Source organism: Neisseria sp. HMSC078H04, assembly GCF_001838135.1.
Lineage (GTDB): Bacteria > Pseudomonadota > Gammaproteobacteria > Burkholderiales > Neisseriaceae > Neisseria.
In genome coordinates, this window is record NZ_KV835825.1 from 372,825 (window position 1) to 392,464 (window position 19,640).

The 19,640-nt window shown below is 49.3% G+C and carries 18 protein-coding genes; 12 read left to right on the forward strand and 6 right to left on the reverse strand.

All coding sequences use genetic code 11. The features are described 5' to 3' along the window. Window positions 1-200: 200 nt before the first annotated feature. From HMPREF2560_RS03725 to tal, 3 genes are all read right to left on the reverse strand, one after another. Window positions 201-935 (reverse strand): LytR/AlgR family response regulator transcription factor, encoded by a 735-nt coding sequence (locus tag HMPREF2560_RS03725; RefSeq protein ID WP_070459495.1) that lies wholly within the window; start codon window positions 933-935, stop codon window positions 201-203. A gap of 239 nt (window positions 936-1,174) precedes the next feature. Continuing rightward, window positions 1,175-2,062 carry a tRNA glutamyl-Q(34) synthetase GluQRS gene (gluQRS, locus tag HMPREF2560_RS03730; RefSeq protein WP_070873726.1) on the reverse strand — a complete coding sequence of 296 codons (888 nt, stop codon included), beginning with the start codon at window positions 2,060-2,062 and terminating at the stop codon, window positions 1,175-1,177. A gap of 152 nt (window positions 2,063-2,214) precedes the next feature. After that, a complete protein-coding gene (gene tal / locus HMPREF2560_RS03735) occupies window positions 2,215-3,270 on the reverse strand; it encodes a transaldolase (protein ID WP_070873727.1) in 1,056 nt (351 codons plus the stop codon). 134 nt (window positions 3,271-3,404) lie between these two features. Here tal and HMPREF2560_RS03740 point away from each other — a divergent pair, with 134 nt between their 5' ends. The 7 genes from HMPREF2560_RS03740 (at window position 3,405) to raiA (ending at window position 8,761) form a co-directional block, all read left to right on the forward strand. After that, a complete protein-coding gene (locus HMPREF2560_RS03740) occupies window positions 3,405-4,379 on the forward strand; it encodes a KpsF/GutQ family sugar-phosphate isomerase (RefSeq protein WP_070873728.1) in 975 nt (324 codons plus the stop codon). Between the two features lie 66 nt (window positions 4,380-4,445). Next, window positions 4,446-4,982 (forward strand): KdsC family phosphatase, encoded by a 537-nt coding sequence (locus tag HMPREF2560_RS03745; RefSeq protein WP_070873729.1) that lies wholly within the window; start codon window positions 4,446-4,448, stop codon window positions 4,980-4,982. Then, window positions 4,979-5,560, forward strand: coding sequence for an LPS export ABC transporter periplasmic protein LptC (gene lptC / locus HMPREF2560_RS03750; protein WP_070608492.1), 582 nt, complete (start codon window positions 4,979-4,981; stop codon window positions 5,558-5,560). Before HMPREF2560_RS03745 ends, lptC begins: the two co-directional genes overlap by 4 nt. Then, entirely contained in the window at window positions 5,541-6,071 is a 531-nt protein-coding gene (gene lptA / locus HMPREF2560_RS03755; RefSeq protein WP_003748337.1) for a lipopolysaccharide transport periplasmic protein LptA, read from the forward strand. The genes lptC and lptA overlap by 20 nt, the downstream gene beginning before the upstream one ends. Before the next feature lie 70 nt (window positions 6,072-6,141). Next, window positions 6,142-6,876: an LPS export ABC transporter ATP-binding protein gene (lptB, locus tag HMPREF2560_RS03760; RefSeq protein WP_070873730.1), complete on the forward strand. Its 735-nt coding sequence runs from the start codon at window positions 6,142-6,144 to the stop codon at window positions 6,874-6,876. Between the two features lie 165 nt (window positions 6,877-7,041). Further along, window positions 7,042-8,397 carry an RNA polymerase factor sigma-54 gene (gene rpoN, locus HMPREF2560_RS03765; protein ID WP_070873731.1) on the forward strand — a complete coding sequence of 452 codons (1,356 nt, stop codon included), beginning with the start codon at window positions 7,042-7,044 and terminating at the stop codon, window positions 8,395-8,397. Window positions 8,398-8,446: 49 nt separating this feature from the next. Next, complete coding sequence (gene raiA, locus HMPREF2560_RS03770; protein WP_003679851.1) at window positions 8,447-8,761, forward strand: ribosome hibernation-promoting factor, HPF/YfiA family; 315 nt, start codon at window positions 8,447-8,449, stop codon at window positions 8,759-8,761. Window positions 8,762-8,822: 61 nt separating this feature from the next. Here raiA and HMPREF2560_RS03775 read toward each other — a convergent pair whose 3' ends face one another. Together HMPREF2560_RS03775 and HMPREF2560_RS11390 are read right to left on the reverse strand one after the other, a co-directional pair. After that, the gene (locus HMPREF2560_RS03775; RefSeq protein WP_283132701.1) at window positions 8,823-10,112 is read right to left on the reverse strand and encodes an AmpG family muropeptide MFS transporter; all 1,290 of its coding nucleotides are present in this window, start codon (window positions 10,110-10,112) and stop codon (window positions 8,823-8,825) included. Window positions 10,113-10,369: 257 nt separating this feature from the next. Next, entirely contained in the window at window positions 10,370-10,543 is a 174-nt protein-coding gene (locus tag HMPREF2560_RS11390; protein WP_224783520.1) for a hypothetical protein, read from the reverse strand. A gap of 911 nt (window positions 10,544-11,454) precedes the next feature. On the opposite strand from HMPREF2560_RS11390, the gene ftnA (HMPREF2560_RS03790) reads away from it, so the two are divergent. Both ftnA (HMPREF2560_RS03790) and ftnA (HMPREF2560_RS03795) read left to right on the forward strand, forming a co-directional pair. Beyond that, on the forward strand, window positions 11,455-11,940 hold the full coding sequence (gene ftnA, locus HMPREF2560_RS03790; RefSeq protein ID WP_003686837.1) for a non-heme ferritin: 486 nt from the start codon (window positions 11,455-11,457) through the stop codon (window positions 11,938-11,940). 16 nt (window positions 11,941-11,956) lie between these two features. Next, window positions 11,957-12,454, forward strand: coding sequence for a non-heme ferritin (ftnA, locus tag HMPREF2560_RS03795; protein ID WP_003686798.1), 498 nt, complete (start codon window positions 11,957-11,959; stop codon window positions 12,452-12,454). Window positions 12,455-12,625: 171 nt separating this feature from the next. Here ftnA (HMPREF2560_RS03795) and pgi read toward each other — a convergent pair whose 3' ends face one another. Next, entirely contained in the window at window positions 12,626-14,266 is a 1,641-nt protein-coding gene (gene pgi, locus HMPREF2560_RS03800) for a glucose-6-phosphate isomerase (protein WP_070873732.1), read from the reverse strand. A gap of 257 nt (window positions 14,267-14,523) precedes the next feature. On the opposite strand from pgi, the gene HMPREF2560_RS03805 reads away from it, so the two are divergent. The 3 genes from HMPREF2560_RS03805 to parC all read left to right on the forward strand — a co-directional run bounded on the left by HMPREF2560_RS03805 (window position 14,524) and on the right by parC (window position 19,598). Beyond that, the gene (locus HMPREF2560_RS03805; RefSeq protein WP_070734859.1) at window positions 14,524-15,567 is read left to right on the forward strand and encodes a LacI family DNA-binding transcriptional regulator; all 1,044 of its coding nucleotides are present in this window, start codon (window positions 14,524-14,526) and stop codon (window positions 15,565-15,567) included. A 197-nt stretch (window positions 15,568-15,764) separates the two neighbouring features. Continuing rightward, window positions 15,765-17,087, forward strand: a complete 1,323-nt coding sequence (locus tag HMPREF2560_RS03810; RefSeq protein WP_070608502.1) for an MFS transporter — start codon at window positions 15,765-15,767, stop codon at window positions 17,085-17,087. A gap of 207 nt (window positions 17,088-17,294) precedes the next feature. Beyond that, window positions 17,295-19,598, forward strand: coding sequence for a DNA topoisomerase IV subunit A (parC, locus tag HMPREF2560_RS03815; RefSeq protein WP_070608504.1), 2,304 nt, complete (start codon window positions 17,295-17,297; stop codon window positions 19,596-19,598). Window positions 19,599-19,640: the final 42 nt, after the last annotated feature.

Sequence of the window (19,640 nt, forward strand, 5' to 3'; positions counted from 1 at the left end):
GATGCTGGATTAAAAAATGGAAAACTTTGTTTGTGGATATAACAAGGTTTGATCAAATTGAGAGCTTGGATAAAGTTAACCGACAGACTTAGGCTATTCTTTTTTAATTTTCTACTATTTGGCTAAGAAGTTAAAAGGCCGTCTGAAAATATCTTTTCAGACGGCCTTTGATTTAAAAAGAACTAATCAAGGAGGGCATTTTAGATGCTGTTTTTAATGATTTTCCGCAGGGTGGAGAGTTGCCGGCGGCTGACGGGCAACGGGGTCGGAATATCGAGAATTTTAGCGCTCCATGTGGATGCGGATTCGTCGTTTTCATCATCGTCCAGTCGAATCAGGCTGTCGAGGGTGTGGCGGAAGACGAGGGCATTGCGGTGGATGCGGATGACTTTGTCGCCCAGCAATTCTTCCCAGTAAACCAAGGTCTTCGGTAATTCGTAGCTTTGGCCGTCGCCGGTAAACAGATAGACGGTTTTGTGTTCCGCCATCAGGTAACGCGCCTGTTGCCATGGGATTTCAACCATGCGCTCGCGGTTGTACACTTTGAAATGGGTGAAGCTGTCTGCTTTTTCGCGGTTTTTCTCGATGATGCGGTCAAGCGCGGTTTGCAGGCGGGTCATTTTGATCGGTTTGAGCAGATAGTCTGCGGCAGCCAGCTCAAACGCGCGCAGGGCGTGTTCTTCGTAGGCTGTGGTGAATACAATTTCCGGCTGGCGTTTGGCGGTACGCTTAATGCGTTCGACAAACTCGAGACCGTCGATTTCCGGCATGCCGATGTCGGCAAAGACGATGTCGACTTCGTGGACGCTCAACCACTCCAATGCTGGCATGGCATGGTGAAAGACGTTGAGCAGTACGACATTGCACTCTTCCAATAATACACGTAAGCGTTCTGCTGCTAATACTTCGTCTTCTACAATAATGGCACTTGGCATAGCGGTATTCTTTTTGTCGTATCGTGGGAGATCTGCCGCGCTTTGTCATCCTCAATAACGCGTCAGCCGTATGTTGTTACAACCTTAAAATTATCAGTTTGTGACAATTTTAGGAAATTTTTAAAATATACATGATTTTTTGCTTCTTGCGGCATGGTTTGGGATGAATCGGAAGATTACTTACATAATTTTATGAAATATTGTAATACCTAGAGTAATTTTGTTGTAATTGCGCTAATTCAGTCCGTGATAATGGACGATTTTGGGATTTTGTCCATTTGCCAGTGTGCTACCGCCCAATCGAGCAATTCTTGCGGACGGTTCACGGCAGGTGCATCGGGTAGGTTGAGGTAGGTTAGGACTTGGCGGAGAAGTTGTTCTTTTTGATTCAAATCCAAAGCCGGTGCAAGGGTTTGTTTCGACCATTTTTGCCCTTGGTTGTTGGTCAACAGGGGAAGGTGCGCGTAGGCCGGTGTGGGAATGCCGAGGCATTGTTGCAGATAGATTTGGCGCGGCGTGGAAACGAGCAAGTCCTGACCGCGGACAATATGGGTTATTCCTTGATCGGCATCATCGGCAACCACGGCAAGCTGATATGCCCAATAGCCGTCGGCACGAAGCAGGACGAAATCGCCGATATCGTGTGCCAGATTTTGTGCGTAATGTCCGACAATGCCGTCTGAAAAACCGATTACGCGATCGGGAACTTGAATGCGCCATGCCGGCGTTTTGTTTTGCGTGTCGGGCCTTTGCTGAGGATTGCGGCAACGGCCGTTATATACAAATCCGTCTGCGCCATGTGTTGCCGCCGCCTGCCAGTCTTTGCGGCTGCAATAGCAGGGATACACCAGCCCGGCTGTTTTGAGGCGGTCGAGGGTGTCTTGATATAGGTCGTAACGGCGGCTTTGATAGGCGACTTCGCCGCCCCACTCAAAACCGAAAGCTTCGAGTGTGCGCAAAATGTCGGCAGCGGCGCCGGGCATTTCGCGCGGGGGGTCGAGGTCTTCAATGCGGACCAGCCATTTGCCCTGATGAGCGCGTGCGTCGACATAGGAGGCGACGGCGGTCAGCAGGGAGCCGATATGAAGCAGGCCGGTAGGGCTGGGGGCGAAACGTCCTATATACATGGCAGGGTGGTTTTGTAGGGCAGGGGCAGTATGCCTGCACGGTATTCAAATCGTGATAGAAAAGGGCGTGCCGTACACGCCCGAATTTGGGTTTCAGACGGCCTGAGACTTTTCAAAATGATTTAAGTTTCTCGACCATCCGTTCAATCCGCTTAAGCCAAGGGAGCAAGCAGTTTGGCGAAAGCGTCTTCAAATTGTTTCAAACCGTCTTCCTGCAAACGAGTTGCCAAAGTTTCGACATCAATGCCGAGTTTGGCGGTTTCGGCAAGCTGCGCTTGGGCTTCGTCCACACCTTCGGTCAAAGTGGCTTTGGCGGTGCCGTGGTCGATAAAGGCTTTGAGTGTGGCATCGGGAACGGTGTTGACGGTATGGGCGCCAATCAGGCTGTCAACGTACAAAGTGTCAGGATAGGCAGGGTTTTTCACGCCGGTAGATGCCCATAGAAGTTGTACGCGGTTGGCACCTTTTTCGGCAAGTGCGGCAAATTCGCTGCTGCCGAAGTATTGTGCCCAATCTTGATAGGCGGCTTTGGCCAGTGCAATGGCGACTTTGCCTTTGAGATGGTCGGGCAGGGTGGCGTCCAATGCGGCATCAACACGGGAAATAAAGAAGCTGGCGACAACTTGGATATGGGAAACGTCGTGTCCTGCTTTCAAACGTTTAGCAATGCCGCGCGTGTAGGCCGCATAGGCTTTGAGGGTTTGGGCACGAGAGAAAAGCAGGGTCAGGTTGACGCTGATGCCGTCTGAAACGAGGGTTTCAAGCGCTTCGATGCCTTCATCGGTTGCCGGTACTTTAATCATGACATTTTTACGGCCGATGGCGGCGTGCAGGCGGCGCGCTTCTTCAACTGTGCCTTGCGCGTCTTTGGATAATTCAGGCGAAACTTCGAGGCTGACGAAACCGGTTTTGCCGCCGGTAGATTCGTGTTCGGCAAGACATACGTCGCAGGCGGCTTGTACGTCGGCAACCGCCATGGTTTCGTAGCGTTGTTTCGGGGTAAGGTCTTGCTGTTTAAGCGCGGCTACTTCATCGGCGTACAGGGCATCGCCTGCAAAGGCTTTTTGGAAAATGGCAGGATTGGAAGTTACGCCACATACACCTTGCTTCAGCATTTCTGCCAATTCGCCGCTTTGTACCAGCGAACGGGAGAGATTGTCCAACCAGATTTGTTGTCCTAATGCTTTAACGTCCGATAAAATAGTCATCTCTGATTCCTTTTACATAATAGGTTTGTTTGTGAAGTGGCGGTAATGCTACGCCGATTCGATGAATTTGAACAGTTTACAGCCGATTAATTTGGGCAAAACAAACCTAAATTCAAGCACGAAAGGTGGCTTTGATGGCGGAAAACACACTTTATCTCGACTGGGCGCGCGATGTATTGGATACGGAAGCCGAAGGTTTGCGTGAAATTGCGGCGGCTTTGGATCATGATTTTGTCCGTGCGGCAGAAGCGTTGTTGCACTGCAAGGGCAGGGTCGTCATTACCGGCATGGGCAAGTCCGGACACATCGGCCGCAAAATGGCGGCGACCATGGCTTCGACCGGCACGCCTGCGTTTTTCGTCCATCCTGCCGAAGCGGCGCACGGCGATTTGGGCATGATTGTGGACCACGATGTCGTGGTTGCCATTTCCAATTCCGGCGAAAGTGACGAAATTGCGGCGATTATTCCGGCGTTGAAACGCAAAAACATCACGCTTATTTGTATCACTGCCCATCCGACTTCCACCATGGCGCGTCATGCCGATATCCATATTACCGCGGCGGTTTCCAAAGAAGCCTGCCCGCTCGGCCTTGCGCCGACTTCCAGCACGACCGCCGTGATGGCATTGGGCGATGCGCTGGCGGTGGTATTGTTGCGTGCACGCGCGTTCACGCCCGATGATTTTGCTTTAAGCCATCCGGCCGGCAGCTTGGGCAAACGCCTGCTGTTGCGTGTGGCGGATATTATGCACAAAGACGAAGCCCTGCCTGCCGTTTTGTTGGGCACGCCGTTGAAAGAGGCCATTGTCCGCATGAGTGAAAAAGGCTTGGGCATGTTGGCGGTAACCGATGCCGAAGGCCGTCTGAAAGGCGTATTTACCGATGGCGACTTACGCCGTCTGTTTCAAGAACGCGACAGCTTTGCCGGTTTGAAAGTGGACGACATCATGCACGCTTCGCCGAAAACCATCTCCGCCGACCGCCTGGCCACCGAAGCTTTGAAAGCCATGCAAAGCGGCCATGTGAACGGTTTGCTGGTGGTCGAAGAAAACGGCATGCTGATTGGCGCGCTGAACATGCACGATTTATTGATGGCACGAATTGTCTGAATCGACGGCAAAAACGTTTTCAGACGGCCTTATGCTAGAATAGGCCGTCTGAAATAAGGAAACCTTATGCAAAACCTCTCTTCCGACCTGCAACAACGCGCTTTAAGCATCAAACTGCTGATACTGGATGTGGACGGCGTTTTGACCGACGGCCGCATTTTTATCCGCGACAACGGCGAAGAAATCAAATCGTTCCACACTTTGGACGGACACGGTTTGAAAATGCTTCAGGCCAGCGGCGTGCAAACGGCGATTATTACCGGCCGCGATGCGCCTTCCGTCGGTATCCGCGTGAAGCAGCTCGGTATCAACTATTACTTCAAAGGCATTCACGACAAACGTGCCGCCTACGCCCAATTACGCGAACAGGCCGGTGTGGAGGAGCATGAGTGCGCCTTTGTCGGCGACGATGTTGTCGATTTGCCCGTGATGGTGCGTTGCGGATTGGCGGTTGCCGTCCCCGAAGCGCATTGGTTTACTTTGCAATACGCCCATTATGTAACCCGACGTTCCGGCGGCGCAGGCGCGGTGCGTGAAGTGTGCGATTTGATTATGCAGGCGCAAGGTACGCTTGAACCTGCTTTGAAAGAGTATGTACGATGAAAATCAGATGGCGTTACGGAATCGCCTTTCCGCTGGTGTTGGCCGTTTCACTCGGCGCACTGGCGGCGTGGCTCGGCCGCATCAGCGAAGTGCAGGTCGAAGAAGTCGTCCTCAATCCGAATGAGCCGCAATATTCGATGAAAGGCATCAACGGCAAACGTTTTGACCAAGAAGGCCGTCTGAAAGAAAACCTGAGCGCGGTCGATGCCGTCCAATATCCCAATAGCGCGGACGTGCATTTGGACAAACCGCATCTTTCGTTTTATCGCGACGGCAGCCTGTTGTACGAAGTCGGCAGCGACAAGGCCGTGTACAATATTCAAAACAAAAAAGTCGTTTTTGAACAGAATGTTGTCTTAAATAAAGCGGCAGATGCCAAGCGTTTGGCCGGCATCGTCAAAACCGAACGTTTGAATGTCGATACCGAGGCGCAATACGCCCATACCGACAGCCCGGTTACTTTCCAATACGGACAGTCCGGCGGTCAGGCAAACGGCATGACTTATGACCACAAAACCGGTTTGCTGAATTTCCCTTCCAAAGTGAAAGCCACAATTTATGATACAAAAAATTTGTAAAACCTTAGCCCTTGTTGCCGTTTTTGCCGCCAGCCCGGCCTTTGCCCTGCAAAGCGACAGCAAGCAGCCGATTCAAATCGAAGCCGACCAAGGCTCGCTTGACCAAAACAACCAAAGCACCACCTTTTCCGGCAACGTCATCATCAAACAAGGCACGCTCAATATCCGTGCCGGCAGCGTAACCGTTTCGCGCAACGACAAAAGCGAGCAGTTGATGAAAGCCACCGGCTCGCCCGTCAAATTCAGCCAAGAGTTGGACGGCGGCAAAGGCGTGGTCAACGGCCAAGCCAATACCGTGACGTATTCTTCCGCAGCCAACCTCGTTACCCTGTCCGGCAATGCCAAAGTACAGCGCGGCGGCGATGTGGCCGAAGGTGCGGTCATCACGTACAACACCAAAACCGAGGTTTACACCATCAACGGCAGCGCTAAATCCGGTGTGAAATCCGCCGCGAAATCCGGCCGCGTCAGTGTGGTCATCCAGCCGTCCAGCACGCAGAAAAACAAATAAGAAAACACACAAAAAGGCCGTCTGAAAAAGGTTCAGACGGCCTGAGGTCAATATCGAAAGTCAACAGAATATGAGCGCAAACAACAGCCGTCTTGTGGTTCAAGACCTGCAAAAAAGTTTCAAAAAACGCCAAGTCGTCAAAAGCTTCTCCCTTGAAATCGAAAGTGGCGAAGTCATCGGCCTGCTTGGCCCCAACGGCGCAGGTAAGACCACCAGCTTTTACATGATTGTCGGCCTGATTGCCGCCGATGCAGGCAGCGTGATGCTGGACGGACAAGAGTTGCGCCACCTGCCCATTCACGAACGCGCCCGCCTCGGCGTCGGCTATCTGCCGCAGGAAGCCTCGATTTTCCGCAAAATGACCGTGGAACAAAATATCCGCGCCATTTTGGAAATCAGCATGAAGGACAAAAGCCGCATCGATGCCGAACTGGAAAAACTGTTGGCCGATTTGAACATCGAACGCCTGCGCAACAACCCCGCGCCGTCTTTATCCGGTGGCGAACGCCGCCGTGTCGAAATCGCGCGCGTGTTGGCCATGCAGCCGCGTTTCATTTTGTTGGACGAACCTTTTGCCGGCGTTGACCCGATTGCCGTCATCGATATTCAGAAAATCATCGAGTTCCTCAAATCACGCGGTATCGGCGTATTGATTACCGACCACAACGTGCGCGAAACCCTCAGCATCTGCGACCGCGCCTACATCATCAGCGACGGTACGGTATTGGCTTCAGGCAAGCCGGATGATTTGGTCAACAATGAACGAGTCCGTTCGGTTTACTTGGGTGAAAATTTCAAATATTGAATGTATATTTGACGGTATATGAAGCCCTCATTTTGATTGAGGGCGGCTATAAATATTGGAATAATCACTACAAATACAAATATAATACTGATAACCTAATCTTTCAGACGGCCCGTCAGATACAAGCCGTCTGAAAAACTATCCATACATTTCGAATCAAACACTATGTCTTCACTCGTCCTTAAACTCAAACAGACCCAGCAGCTCAACCAGCGGCTGCAGCAGTCTCTGCGCATCTTGCAGATGTCGGGTCTTGAGCTTGAGCGCGAAGTGGAAGACTGGTTGTCGGACAATCCTCTGCTTGAGCGTCCGGAAACCGATGAGTTTGCCGACAGCGGGCTCAACCGTGCCGTCACCATGCCGCGTGCCGGTCAGCAGTTGGGCGGCGACGATGCCGAAGATATTTGGAGCAACATCGCCGAAGAAGAGGATTTCAAACACTATCTGCATGCCCAAGTGTGCGAGCATCCGCTCTCGCAAGTGGAAGCGGCCTATGTTCATGTCTTGATTGATTTTTTGGACGAACAAGGCTACCTCACCGACAGCCTTGAAGAAATCATCGACCACACGCCGTTGGAATGGATGCTGGACGAAGAAGCCCTGCAAAATGCGCTGGACGTATTGCAAACCTTTGACCCGCCCGGCGTGGCGGCGGCCGATTTGACCGAGTCGCTCATGCTGCAGCTGATGCGTTTGCCGGCTTCTCCGGCCAGACAAATGGCCGCGCATTTGGTGCAAAGTTCGCTTCAAGATTTGGGCAAAAACCGCAAACAAAACGTTCTGCGTTTCCGCAAACTCTATCCTCAGGCCGACAGTGAAACCATAGAAGCCGCGCTCGATATGATTGCCGGCTTGAATCCTTATCCGGCTTACGGCTTCGCTTCTGCCACCCCTACGCCTTATATCCAGCCTGACGTTTGGGTGAGAGAGGGCAAGGACGGCTGGGAAGTCATCAGCAACGAAGCGGCTTGGCCGAAGCTGCAGCTCAATCAGGAATATTGTGACCTGATGAAATCGGCGGAAGAGGGTGCGCCGGAGTGGAAGGAAAAAATCAGCGAAGCCAAACAGCGCATTGATTCTTTGGAACTGCGCAAAAGCACAGTCCTCCGCCTTGCCGAGTATATTGTCAAAAATCAGGAAGATTTTTTCGTCTTCGGCGAAATCGGCCTGTCGCCCATGCTGATGAAAGATGCCGCCGCCGAATTGGGTTTGGCGGAAAGTACCATCTCGCGCGCCGCCAATCAGAAATATTTGTCTTGCCCGCGCGGCCTGTTTGCGTTACGCTATTTCTTCACACAGGCAGTGAATGCCGACGATGACGGCGAAGGGTTCAGCCAAGGCGCAATCAAAGCCGTATTGAGCCAGCTGATTGAAAGTGAAGACAGTAGCAAACCTTATTCGGACGAGACCCTCGTCAAATTATTAAAACAACGCGGCATTGAAATCGCCAGACGTACAGTTGCAAAATATAGAGAATCATTAGGCATACCACCGGCACACAAACGAAAATTTACCGAGTAGATATATTCCGATCCGTTTTGACGGACTAATCAACCGAAGGAGCTGTATCATGAATCTGAAAATCACCGGTCTGAATTTTGATGTTACCGAAGCCATCAAAAACTATGTTTCCGATAAGTTGGCACGAATCAATCGCCACGCTGACAACATCATCTCCGTGACCATTACGCTCTCGGTGGAAAAAGTCAATCAAAAAGCCGAAGCTGATGCGCATTTGGCAGGCAAAGATTTGCACGTTGAAGCGATTGAACAGGATATGTATGCCGCGATTGATGTTTTGATGGACAAACTCGACCGCGCTGTTTTGAAACATAAAGAAAAAAGCGGCGATGTCCGCAGCACTGTCAAACCTGCTGCCGAATAAAGTTTTTGTATGATAAAGGCCGTCTGAACTATTCAGACGGCCTTTTGTTTGTTAAGGAGATTTAGCCTTGCAAACGGGTATTCACTTTTTCGCCATTCCATGGTGCTACTTTAAACAGCAGCAACATGCCCGGTATGCCCAAAGCAAAACATAGCCAGTAGAAATTAAAGTAACCCATCGCTTCAATCAGATAACCTGCCGAAGCATTGATAAATGTACGTGGAACGGCTGACAGACTGGTAAAGAGGGCTAATTGTGTGGCTGTAAATGCAGGATTGGTTTCACGAGCCATATAGGCAACAAATGCTGCTGTACCCAGACCTACGCCCGCTGCTTCTGCACCAATTACAGCTGCAAGCATCATTTGTTCTGTCAGTGTGATGGTTTCAAACTTGCCAAAATTTGCCAACCAGGCGAAGCCTAGAATAGTAACCCATTGCGCCACGCCGAAAATCCACAAAGCTCTATTGATGCCGAGCTTTATCATCCAAATACCGCCTACAATACCGGCAATGACAGCAGGCCATAAACCGGCATTTTTGGCAATGAGGCCGATGTCGGTTTTGCTGAAGCCCATGTCCAGATAAAACGGTGTAGCCAAAGAAGTGGCCATGCTGTCGCCCAGTTTGTAGAGAAAGATAAACAGCAATACCAATATGGCCTGTTTGATTCCTTTGCGGGAGAAGAACTCACTGAAAGGGTCAGAGACTGTTTGGGCAAATGTACGCGACACAGATGGTGGAATGTCAGACTCTTTGGCTAAAAACAGGGTCATCAGCAGACCGGGCAGCATAAATAGTGCAGTAATGATGAATACGTTGTGCCAAGGCATCAAGTCGGCCAAGATCAAGCTGAGCGAGCCGGGTACCAAAGCAGCGATACGGTAGGCATTGACGTGGATAGAGTTGCCCAAGCCTAATTCTTCATCTGACAAAATTTCGCGGCGAAATGCATCCAATACAATATCTTGGCTGGCAGAGAAAAAGGCGACCACCAACGATAAGCCCATAATTACATATAAATGCTGAGCAGGATTTAGGAAGGCGTAAATGAGCAAGGTCAGCAGCAAACCAATTTGCGTAACCAGCATCCAACCGCGTCGCCGTCCTAAAAAAGGTAATCTGACCAAATCAATGACGGGAGACCAGATAAATTTCCAAGTGAAAGGCAGCCCGATAAGTGCCATCAGGCCGATGGTTTTCAAATCGACATGTTCGCTGCGCAACCATGCCGGAATCAGGTTGATCAGAAAATAAAGCGGCAACCCCGAAGTGAAGCCTGTAAAGATACAAATCAGCATTTTGCGCGAAAAAATCTTGCGCCAAGTGCTGGGTTGGGGTGCGGTTGTCATAGTGGAATCAATAAAAAAGAAAAGGGATATTGTAGCAAAGATGGGGAATATGGCGAATGAGCTTCTGCTATCTTTATTGAATAAAGGCCGTCTGAAACTTTGACAAATTAAGTTTCAGACGGCCTTTTGTTGGAACAACTGGTTTGGCGGGCAACGGAGACTTCAGGACGGAAGAAGGGTTGCTTGGGTGTATTTATAAAATTGAAGTTAAGAAAGTTTCAGACGACCCCTAGAGATCGTTTGAACGATGAGAAATATCAGTGGTAATTTGTGCCGTCAGTGTAGCCGTTTCCTGATTTGTCCACAGCAAAAGCAGAAATCGGACCGACCGTTACTGTCCCTTTAGGCTGAGTTTCTTGGTAATACTCATATGCTGCAACACCCATACCAGTTGCAGCACCAACAGCAGCACCAATTGTGCCACCGACCATAATAGCTGGTCCGGCAGGAATACTGCCAAAAGCTATACCGACACCCAGACCAATACCTGCACCAATTGATCCTCCTATTTATGCACCATTTGCTCCTCCTTGAAGGATTCTCTCTCCTAAGCCTCCTCCATAAATTAGTTCCAGATCCTCAATGGATAGTTCAATCATGTTATTTTTCCTTTTCAAAAAAATTAGATGTAGAATATTGAGTCAATACACCCAATATGGAAAAAATAATAAAAGCATGAATATAAATCATAAAATCAACATTATCTCCTTGGTAGCTTTCATAAATAAAAACGATTGGTATTGATATACAAATTAAAATGTACAGGTACTTTGAAATTACCAGTAACTTATACACAAATTTTGATTTCATAGCCTAGTCTTTCATTTGAATAAAATCTACCCTAATCAACTTTCCAACCAACTTCCTAACTTCTTCATGCTTTCCCTGATTGAAGTTAACCAGTAGATTTTTCAACAATATGTATATTATGTTAAATAATAAATGGTAATTGTCACATTCAAATATTAAGGATAACCTACTTTGAAACTATATCGCTTTGATGCGTAATTCTATAAAAAACATTGAATTTTCATGTTTTCTATTTATCCAGTATTTTGGAGTTGATAAGTGAGAGCAAAAAACTTTGGAAATCTACGATTCTCCTTCCAACACCTCATCATTTCTCTAGAGAATTTAGGCAAAGGCGATATTGATAACTCATTTCATTAAATGGAACCAAATGAGAATGATTTATTTATAAAATCCTTTTAAATTAATGGGTTACAATAAAAATTGATAAAATAAAATTGACTATTCTCAATAAAATGAGTAAAATTCATCCGCAAATACAAATTTTGTATTGTGATACATCTATTAACCGCATTAAGAAAAGGAGTTAGTTATGCTAAGTAAGTCAATTACAGCAAAATTAAACGAACAAATTAATCTCGAGTTGTATTCATCAAATGTCTATTTGCAAATGAGTGCATGGTGCCATAAACATGGTTATGAAGGCGCTGCAGCATTTTTACTTCGTCATGCCGATGAAGAATTGGAACATATGCAAAAGTTGTTTACTTATGTGAGCGAAACCAGTGGAATGCCTTTGTTAGGTAAAATTGACGCCCCTAAACACGATTACGCTTCATTAAAAGAAGTTTTTGAAACAACACTTGAACACGAAAAACTAGTGACATCTAAAATTAATGAGTTAGTTGAGAGTACTTTTGCAGAAAAGGATTACTCTACTTTTAACTTCTTACAATGGTATGTAGCTGAACAGCATGAAGAAGAAAAATTATTTAACAGTATTGTTGATAAATTCAAACTTCTTGGTGAAAGTGGTACAGCGCTCTACTACATTGATCGTGAATTAAAAACTTTATAAGAATAGGAGAAATAAAATGTTATCAAATAGCGTGATTAAACTATTAAATGATCAAATGAATTTAGAGTTTTATTCTTCTAACTTATATTTACAAATGAGCGCCTGGTGCGAACAACAAGGTTTCGAAGGAGCTGCAAAATTTTTATCAGAGCATGCGGCTGAGGAAATGCAGCATATGCGTAAACTCTTCACTTATTTAAATGAGACCGGCGCATTGGCTATCATCACACAAATTGATGAACCACCTCATCAATTTTCATCATTGAAACAAGTACTTGAATTAACTTATGAACATGAAAAGTTAATTACCTCTAAAATCAATGAATTAGTTGGTAGAACTTTTGAAGAGAAAGACTACTCTGCCTTTAACTTCTTACAATGGTATGTGGCTGAACAACATGAAGAAGAAAAATTATTCAGTGGAATTTTGGATAAATTAAATCTTCTTGGTGAAGATGGTAAAGGTTTGTTCTTAGTTGATAAAGATTTAGGCGCATTAACAACAAACAACTAATCAAGTCTGATGAAAAAGGCTAAGTCATTATCGATTTAGCCTTTTTTTATATCAAAATCTAGCTACTTTTGTCTAAAAGTGCGGTGCTTTAACGGTTCATTCTTACCGCCGATTAGGTTTTGAAATGCCCGTAAGACAGGCAGATATGCTTGTCTTACGGGCATTTTATTTTCAGACGGCCTTCGATCTTGCGTTGCAGTTGCGGTAGAAGGCGATCAGACCGTTGGTGGAGCTGTCGTGTGCAGGCGTGCCGCGTTCGAGTTCGGGTTCGATGGTTTTGGCCAGCTCTTTACCGTATTCCACGCCCCATTGGTCGAAGGGGTTGATACGCCAAATCACGCCTTGAACGAAAGTACGATGTTCGTAAGCAGCCATCAGCATGCCGAGGTTGAAAGGCGTCAGGCTGTCGATGAGCAGGCTGTTGCTCGGACGGTTGCCGGGGAATTCTTTTTGCGGTGCAAGGCGGTCGCGTTCGTCTTGGGGCAGGGCGGCCAATTCGATTTGCACTTCGTCTAAGGTCTTGCCTTTCATCAGCGCTTCGGCTTGGGCAAAGGCGTTGGCAACGGTAAAGCGGTGTTGGCGGTGGTTGCCGTAGATTGTGGTCATGGGGACGATAAAGTCGACGGGAATCAGACGCGTGCCTTGGTGTAGAAGCTGGAAGTAGGCATGTTGGCAGTTGACGCCTTCATCACCAAAGACAATGCCGCCGGTGGTGCAGGAAACGGGTTGGCCGTCTGAAGTACGCTGTTTGCCGAGGCTTTCCATATCGAGCTGGTTGAGCCACGGGGTAAAGAGGCGCATGTTGTGGCTGTATGGGACAACGGTTTGGCCGTCTGAATGTTGGAAGTTGTTGTACCAAACGTTGATGAGCGCCATCAGGACGGGAATGTTGTGGCGGAATGGCGTTTCGAAGAAATGGGTATCCATCGCGTGTGCGCCGGCCAGCATTTTGCGGAATGCTTTTTCGCCGACGGCAACCATCAGCGGCAGGCCGATGGGTGACCAGACGGAATAGCGGCCGCCGACCCAGTCGGACATGGCGAAGACTTTGTCGGGGGAGATACCGAAGTTTTGGGCTGCGGCCACATCGGCGGAAATGGCGCAGAAGTGGCGGTAGATGCCGGAATCAGGCAAACCTGCATCGCGGTACCAGGTGCGCGCCGCATAGGCATTGAGCAGGGTTTCCGGTGTGCGGAACGATTTGCTGGCAATGCTGAATACGGTGGTCTCGGGATTGAGGCCGAGAAGGGTTTGGGTCAGGTCGGCATCATCGGAGTTGCTGACAAAGTGGACGCGGATGTTTTGCCAATAGGGTTGCAGCGCCTGTGTGGCCATGCGCGGGCCTAAATCGGAGCCGCCGATACCGATGTGAACCAAATCGGTAATCGGTTTGCCGGTAATGCCTGCGTGGGTGCCGTCTAGGAGTTGGCGTGCGAATTCGAGGGTGCGGTTGAGTTCGTGATGAACTTTGGACACGATGTTTTCGCCGTCGACGTAAACAGGTTTGGCATTGGCAGGCAGGCGCAGAGCAGTGTGGAGAACGGCGCGGTGTTCGCTGGTGTTGATTTTTTTACCGCTGCTCATGGCCTGTATATATTGTGGCAAATCGGCTGCTTCGGCCAGTTGGCACAATAAGTCAAGGGTGTTTTCATCTAGGCGGTTTTTGCTGTAATCAAATAACAAACCGTGCAGAATTTCGTGCATATTATTGAAACGTTCGGCATCTGCGGCGAAGCGTTCGCGCAGGGTAACGTGTTGAGTATCGGCATGATGGGCTTCCAAGGCTTGCCATGCGTCTGAGTATGCGGACATCTCGTTTCCTTAGTATGTAACGGTAAAATAAGCAGAATAGATAGGTATTTCCTGCTTTTTTGTAGTGGCTTGTAGTTTAACAAATTTGAACAGATTTTGGGAGATGGCGTGGGCGGTTTTGTTTAAGAAATGTATGCGAAATGCAATAGAAACGGTTGATTATCATCAAGTTTCTGTAAAAAAGGGGGTATGACACCGATGTCTGCTGTGTTATCCTATGTAACATTATTGAAATCTTGTCGGGGCGGGTCCGTAAGATGGCTACAATTTATGATGTCGCTGCTTATGCTGGGGTATCTCCTAAGACGGTCAGCCGGGTGATTAACGGCGATGCGCCGGTCAGTGATAAAACCCGTTCCAAAGTAGAAACAGCGATTGCTGCTTTGGGCTATATCCCATCTTCTGCGGCACGGATTATGCGGTCACACCGTTCCGGATTGGTCGGTCTGATTACCGGCGCCATTTCGCGGACAGGCGAGAATACGGGCGGACACGGCATACCGGATATGTTCTTGATTAAGGGCATTCAGCAGCGGATTCGCGCACAAGGCAAGATTTTGATGATTGCCGACATCGATAATAAGCCGGGGCAGCCCGGTCAGATGGAGCCGCTGATCCGTACCTTTATGGAGCATCGTGCCGAGGGGATTTTATATGTGGCAGGTTTCCATCAGGAAGTATTGCTGCCGGAAGTGCCCAGTCGTTGCCCGATGGTGTTGGTCAACTGTTTTGATTTGGCAGGTACACCGTCGGTTTTGCCGGACGACGAAGCAGGGCAGTATGGCTTGGTGCGCCGAATTATCCAAAGCGGGCACAAGCGGATTGCTTATGTGACTTTGCAGCCGGGCGTGGAAGCGACAAGATTGAGATTGGCTGGATACCGCCGTGCTTTGGCTGATGCGGATATTGTCTTCGATCCTGATTTGGTGCAAACTGGTTATCCTGACTTCAGCAATGATAGCGGGTCTTTGATTTCGGCTATTTTGAAGCTGCTGTCTTTGCCGCTTCCGCCGACGGTAATTTGCTGCGGCAACGATGAAATGGCAGTACGCGTGTACGGGATTTTGAGGACGCGCGGCGTGCGGGTTCCCGAGCAAGTTTCGGTTGCTGGCTATGATAACCACAGCGCGATTGCGGAGACGCTGTTTCCGCCGTTGACCAGTACCGAACTGCCGTATCTGCGTATGGGTGCGATAGCGGCGGATTTGCTGTTTCAATACATCGAACATCCGGCCGGTACGGCTCAGCCCGTCAAGGTTGTTGGGGAAACCATCTGGCGTCAGTCTGTGATTAATAAATAGTTTCAGACGGCCTGAAAATAAGCTTTAAACAACACAAACACACATCAAAATAAGATTCATGTAAACGGTCAAAATAAAGGCCGTCTGAAAACGGAGTTGCCTCAGTAAAAAGGGCAGCCCAAATATAATAAAAGCGTCATACCGCTGAAATTGGAGTTTGTTGTTTCCATAGTTTATTACCCAGGAGTAGCCTTCCTATGAAAATCTCCCCACAAGTGGCGATGACACTTCGCCAGATTATGCTGATGAACTTCGGTTTCTTCGGTATTCAATATAGCTTCGGGTTGCAGCAAACTGCGATTAACCCGATTTTCAGCTTTCTTCATGCCGACCCGAGCCAGTTGCCGATTTTGAATATGGCAGGTCCGATTACCGGTTTGCTGGTGCAGCCGATGATTGGTGCGATGAGTGACCGCACTTGGGTGCCGGGATTGGGCCGCCGCCGTCCGTATTTCTTGATCGGCGCCATCGGTTGCAGCCTCTGCCTCTTTATTTATCCGCACGTTACCGCCTTGTGGGTGGCCGTATTGCTGCTGTGGCTCTTGGACATCAGCAACAACACGGCAATGGAACCTTTCCGTGCCTTTATTGCCGATACCGTTCCTGAACACCAGCAATCCACCGGTTTCTTGATGCAGTCTGTGTTTACCGGCTTGGGCATTACCCTGGCCAACGTTTCCCTCTATATCTTCCAACAAATCGGCTGGTTGCAACAAACTTCCGAAGCGGGCATTCCGTATTGGGTATTCGGTTCGTTTTATATTGGTGCGGTCTGCTCTATCGGTTCGGTTTTGGTTACCGTTTTATCAACGGCCGAACGCGAGCCCAGCCCTGAAGAAATGGCGGCCATTAAAGCCCAGCCGAGCGGTCCAGCCCATGCTGTTAAAGATATTGTCGTTGCCGTGCGCGAAATGCCGACTGCCCTGTGGCAACTGGCTTTGGTGTATCTCTTCCAATGGTACGCACTCTTCATCTATTGGCAATATATTTCCCACAGTATCGTCCAATCCGTTTGGAATTCGACTGTTGAAAATACCGAAGCGTATAGTCAAGCGGTTGCATGGACCGGCCTTGTAAACGCTTGCTACAATGTTGTAACCTTTATCTCCGCCTTCGGCCTGATGTGGATGGCGCGCAAATATGCCGCCAAATATGTTCACGCCTTCGCCGTGACCCTTGCCGCACTGGCCTTGCTCACCATTCCGCACATCGGCAACAAATATCTGATGTTTGCGCCGATGATTGGTTTCGGTGTCGGCTGGGCAAGTATGATGGGCGTGCCGTTTATGATTGTGGTCGGTTCTATTCCGAAAGAACGTTACGGCGTGTACATGGGTATTGTGAACATGATGATTGTGATTCCAATGCTGATTGAAACCGTATCTTTCGGCTGGGTGTACAAAACCTTCTTAGGTTCAAACCCTGCCAACGCGATGACTTTTGCCGGTGTTTTCCTCGCTATCGCCGCCGTGTTGACCTTAACCATTAAAACTGCGGCCAAACCGGCTACTGCAGAATAATAAAGTTTGATTTAAAACCAAAATGAAAAGGCCGTCTGAAACATGAAATGGTTTCAGACGGCCTTTTTTGTCGAAATGGATTCCATTTGCTGATCTGATTCGATAAGCCTTATTGTTGCTGCACTACCGTTCATCACTCAAATTGGCTATGACTACCGATTTTGCTTTACAATATCCTTCTTTAATTTATTTCGTTTTACCATCCTGATGACAGAACACATTTCCGCTTCAAGCCCATCTCCTGTCGGTGAAGACTACCTGCTGTTAGGTCAGTACGCCGAACGCGCCTATCTCGAATACGCCATGAGCGTGGTCAAAGGCCGCGCGCTGCCTGAAGTTTCAGACGGCCAAAAGCCTGTACAACGACGTATTTTGTTTGCCATGCGCGATATGGGTTTGACGGCGGGCGCGAAGCCGGTGAAATCGGCGCGCGTGGTCGGCGAGATTTTGGGTAAATACCACCCGCACGGCGACAGTTCTGCATATGAGGCGATGGTTCGCATGGCGCAGGATTTTACCTTGCGCTATCCCTTAATCGACGGCATCGGCAACTTCGGTTCGCGCGACGGCGACGGGGCGGCGGCGATGCGTTACACCGAAGCGCGGCTGACGCCGATTGCGGAATTGCTGTTGTCCGAAATCAATCAGGGGACGGTGGATTTTGTGCCGAACTACGACGGCGCGTTTGACGAGCCGCTGCACCTTCCCGCCCGCTTGCCTATGGTATTACTCAACGGCGCGTCGGGCATCGCGGTAGGCATGGCGACCGAAATCCCATCGCACAATTTAAACGAAGTCACGCAGGCGGCTATTGCACTGTTGAAGAAACCGACGCTGGAAACCGCCGACCTGATGCAATACATTCCTGCGCCCGATTTTGCCGGCGGAGGTCAAATCATCACTCCGGCGGACGAATTGCGTCGGATTTACGAAACCGGCAAGGGCAGCGTGCGCGTGCGTGCGCGTTATGAAATCGAGAAATTGGCGCGTGGACAGTGGCGCGTGATTGTGACCGAGCTGCCGCCGAACGCCAACTCCGCCAAAATCCTTGCCGAAATCGAAGAACAAACCAACCCGAAACCGAAAGCGGGCAAAAAGCAGCTCAACCAAGACCAGCTCAACACCAAAAAGCTGATGCTGGATTTAATCGACCGCGTGCGCGACGAGTCAGACGGCGAACATCCTGTGCGCCTTGTATTTGAACCGAAATCCAGCCGCATCGATACCGATACCTTCATTAATACGCTGATGGCTCAGACTTCGCTGGAAGGCAATGTGTCCATGAACTTGGTGATGATGGGGCTGGACAACCGCCCCGCGCAGAAAAACCTGAAAACGATTTTGCAGGAATGGCTGGATTTCCGCGTCGTGACCGTAACACGTCGTCTGAAATTCCGTTTGAACCAAGTGGAAAAACGGCTGCACATCCTTGAAGGCCGTCTGAAAGTCTTTCTGCACATTGACGAAGTGATTAAAGTCATCCGCGAATCAGACGACCCGAAAGCCGATTTGATGGCGGCGTTCGGGCTGACCGAAATCCAAGCAGAAGACATTTTGGAAATCCGCCTGCGTCAGTTGGCGCGTTTGGAAGGGTTCAAACTCGAAAAAGAATTGAACGAATTGCGCGAAGAACAAGGCCGTCTGAATATCCTGTTGGGCGACGAAAACGAAAAACGCAAGTTGATTATCAAAGAGATGCAGGCGGACATGAAGCAGTTTGGCGATGCACGCCGCACGCTGGTGGAAGAAGCCGGACGTGCTGTGCTGACGCAGACCACCGCCGATGAGCCGATCACGCTGATTCTGTCGGAAAAAGGCTGGATACGCAGCCGTGCCGGACACAACCTCGATTTGAGCCAAACCGCGTTCAAAGAAGGTGACCGCCTCAAACAAACCCTCGAAGGCCGCACTGTTTTACCCGTCGTCATCCTGGATTCACTGGGCAGAACCTACACGCTTGATGCCGCTGAAATCCCCGGCGGACGCGGCGACGGCGTGCCGGTTTCATCATTAATCGAGCTGCAAAACGGCGCGAAACCTGTCGCCATGCTCACCGGTCAGCCCGAACAGTATTACTTGCTTTCAGGCAGCGGCGGCTACGGCTTCATTACCAAGTTGGCCGATATGATCGGACGCGTGAAAGCGGGTAAAGTGGTCATGACCGTGGACAGTGGCGAAACCGTCCTGCCGCCGGTTGCCGTCTATGCTTCCTCGCTGATCAATCCCGACTGCAAAGTCGTACTGGCCAGCAGCGACCACCGCCTCTTGGCGTTTTCCATCGGCGAGCTCAAAGTCATGCCTAAAGGCCGCGGTTTGCAGCTGATGTCGTTGGCCGATGGCGCATCTTTGGAACACATTATGGTAACAACCTCTCCTGAGTTTACCGTTGTATCGGTCGGCCGACGCGGTGCAGAACATCAGGAAAAACTGCGTATTGCCGATATTGACGGCAAACGCGGTAAAAAAGGCAAAGTATTGGAAATCTCAGGCCGTCTGAAAAGTTTGTCCTGAAACAAGAACAAATATATCTAAATAAATTAAATTTATACGACA

What these genes read in the sequence shown, in the direction of transcription:
- HMPREF2560_RS03745 (WP_070873729.1), top strand. Translation starts at nt 4,446, where the DNA reads ATGCAAAACCTCTCTTCCGACCTGCAACAACGCGCTTTAAGCATCAAA.
- HMPREF2560_RS03775 (WP_283132701.1), bottom strand. Translation starts at nt 10,112, where the DNA reads ATGACAACCGCACCCCAACCCAGCACTTGGCGCAAGATTTTTTCGCGC.
- gluQRS (WP_070873726.1), bottom strand. Translation starts at nt 2,062, where the DNA reads ATGTATATAGGACGTTTCGCCCCCAGCCCTACCGGCCTGCTTCATATC.
- lptA (WP_003748337.1), top strand. Translation starts at nt 5,541, where the DNA reads ATGATACAAAAAATTTGTAAAACCTTAGCCCTTGTTGCCGTTTTTGCC.
- HMPREF2560_RS03810 (WP_070608502.1), top strand. Translation starts at nt 15,765, where the DNA reads ATGAAAATCTCCCCACAAGTGGCGATGACACTTCGCCAGATTATGCTG.
- HMPREF2560_RS11390 (WP_224783520.1), bottom strand. Translation starts at nt 10,543, where the DNA reads ATGGTCGGTGGCACAATTGGTGCTGCTGTTGGTGCTGCAACTGGTATG.
- parC (WP_070608504.1), top strand. Translation starts at nt 17,295, where the DNA reads ATGACAGAACACATTTCCGCTTCAAGCCCATCTCCTGTCGGTGAAGAC.
- ftnA (WP_003686798.1), top strand. Translation starts at nt 11,957, where the DNA reads ATGTTATCAAATAGCGTGATTAAACTATTAAATGATCAAATGAATTTA.
- HMPREF2560_RS03725 (WP_070459495.1), bottom strand. Translation starts at nt 935, where the DNA reads ATGCCAAGTGCCATTATTGTAGAAGACGAAGTATTAGCAGCAGAACGC.
- HMPREF2560_RS03805 (WP_070734859.1), top strand. Translation starts at nt 14,524, where the DNA reads ATGGCTACAATTTATGATGTCGCTGCTTATGCTGGGGTATCTCCTAAG.
- tal (WP_070873727.1), bottom strand. Translation starts at nt 3,270, where the DNA reads ATGACTATTTTATCGGACGTTAAAGCATTAGGACAACAAATCTGGTTG.
- rpoN (WP_070873731.1), top strand. Translation starts at nt 7,042, where the DNA reads ATGTCTTCACTCGTCCTTAAACTCAAACAGACCCAGCAGCTCAACCAG.
- lptB (WP_070873730.1), top strand. Translation starts at nt 6,142, where the DNA reads ATGAGCGCAAACAACAGCCGTCTTGTGGTTCAAGACCTGCAAAAAAGT.
- HMPREF2560_RS03740 (WP_070873728.1), top strand. Translation starts at nt 3,405, where the DNA reads ATGGCGGAAAACACACTTTATCTCGACTGGGCGCGCGATGTATTGGAT.
- raiA (WP_003679851.1), top strand. Translation starts at nt 8,447, where the DNA reads ATGAATCTGAAAATCACCGGTCTGAATTTTGATGTTACCGAAGCCATC.
- lptC (WP_070608492.1), top strand. Translation starts at nt 4,979, where the DNA reads ATGAAAATCAGATGGCGTTACGGAATCGCCTTTCCGCTGGTGTTGGCC.
- ftnA (WP_003686837.1), top strand. Translation starts at nt 11,455, where the DNA reads ATGCTAAGTAAGTCAATTACAGCAAAATTAAACGAACAAATTAATCTC.
- pgi (WP_070873732.1), bottom strand. Translation starts at nt 14,266, where the DNA reads ATGTCCGCATACTCAGACGCATGGCAAGCCTTGGAAGCCCATCATGCC.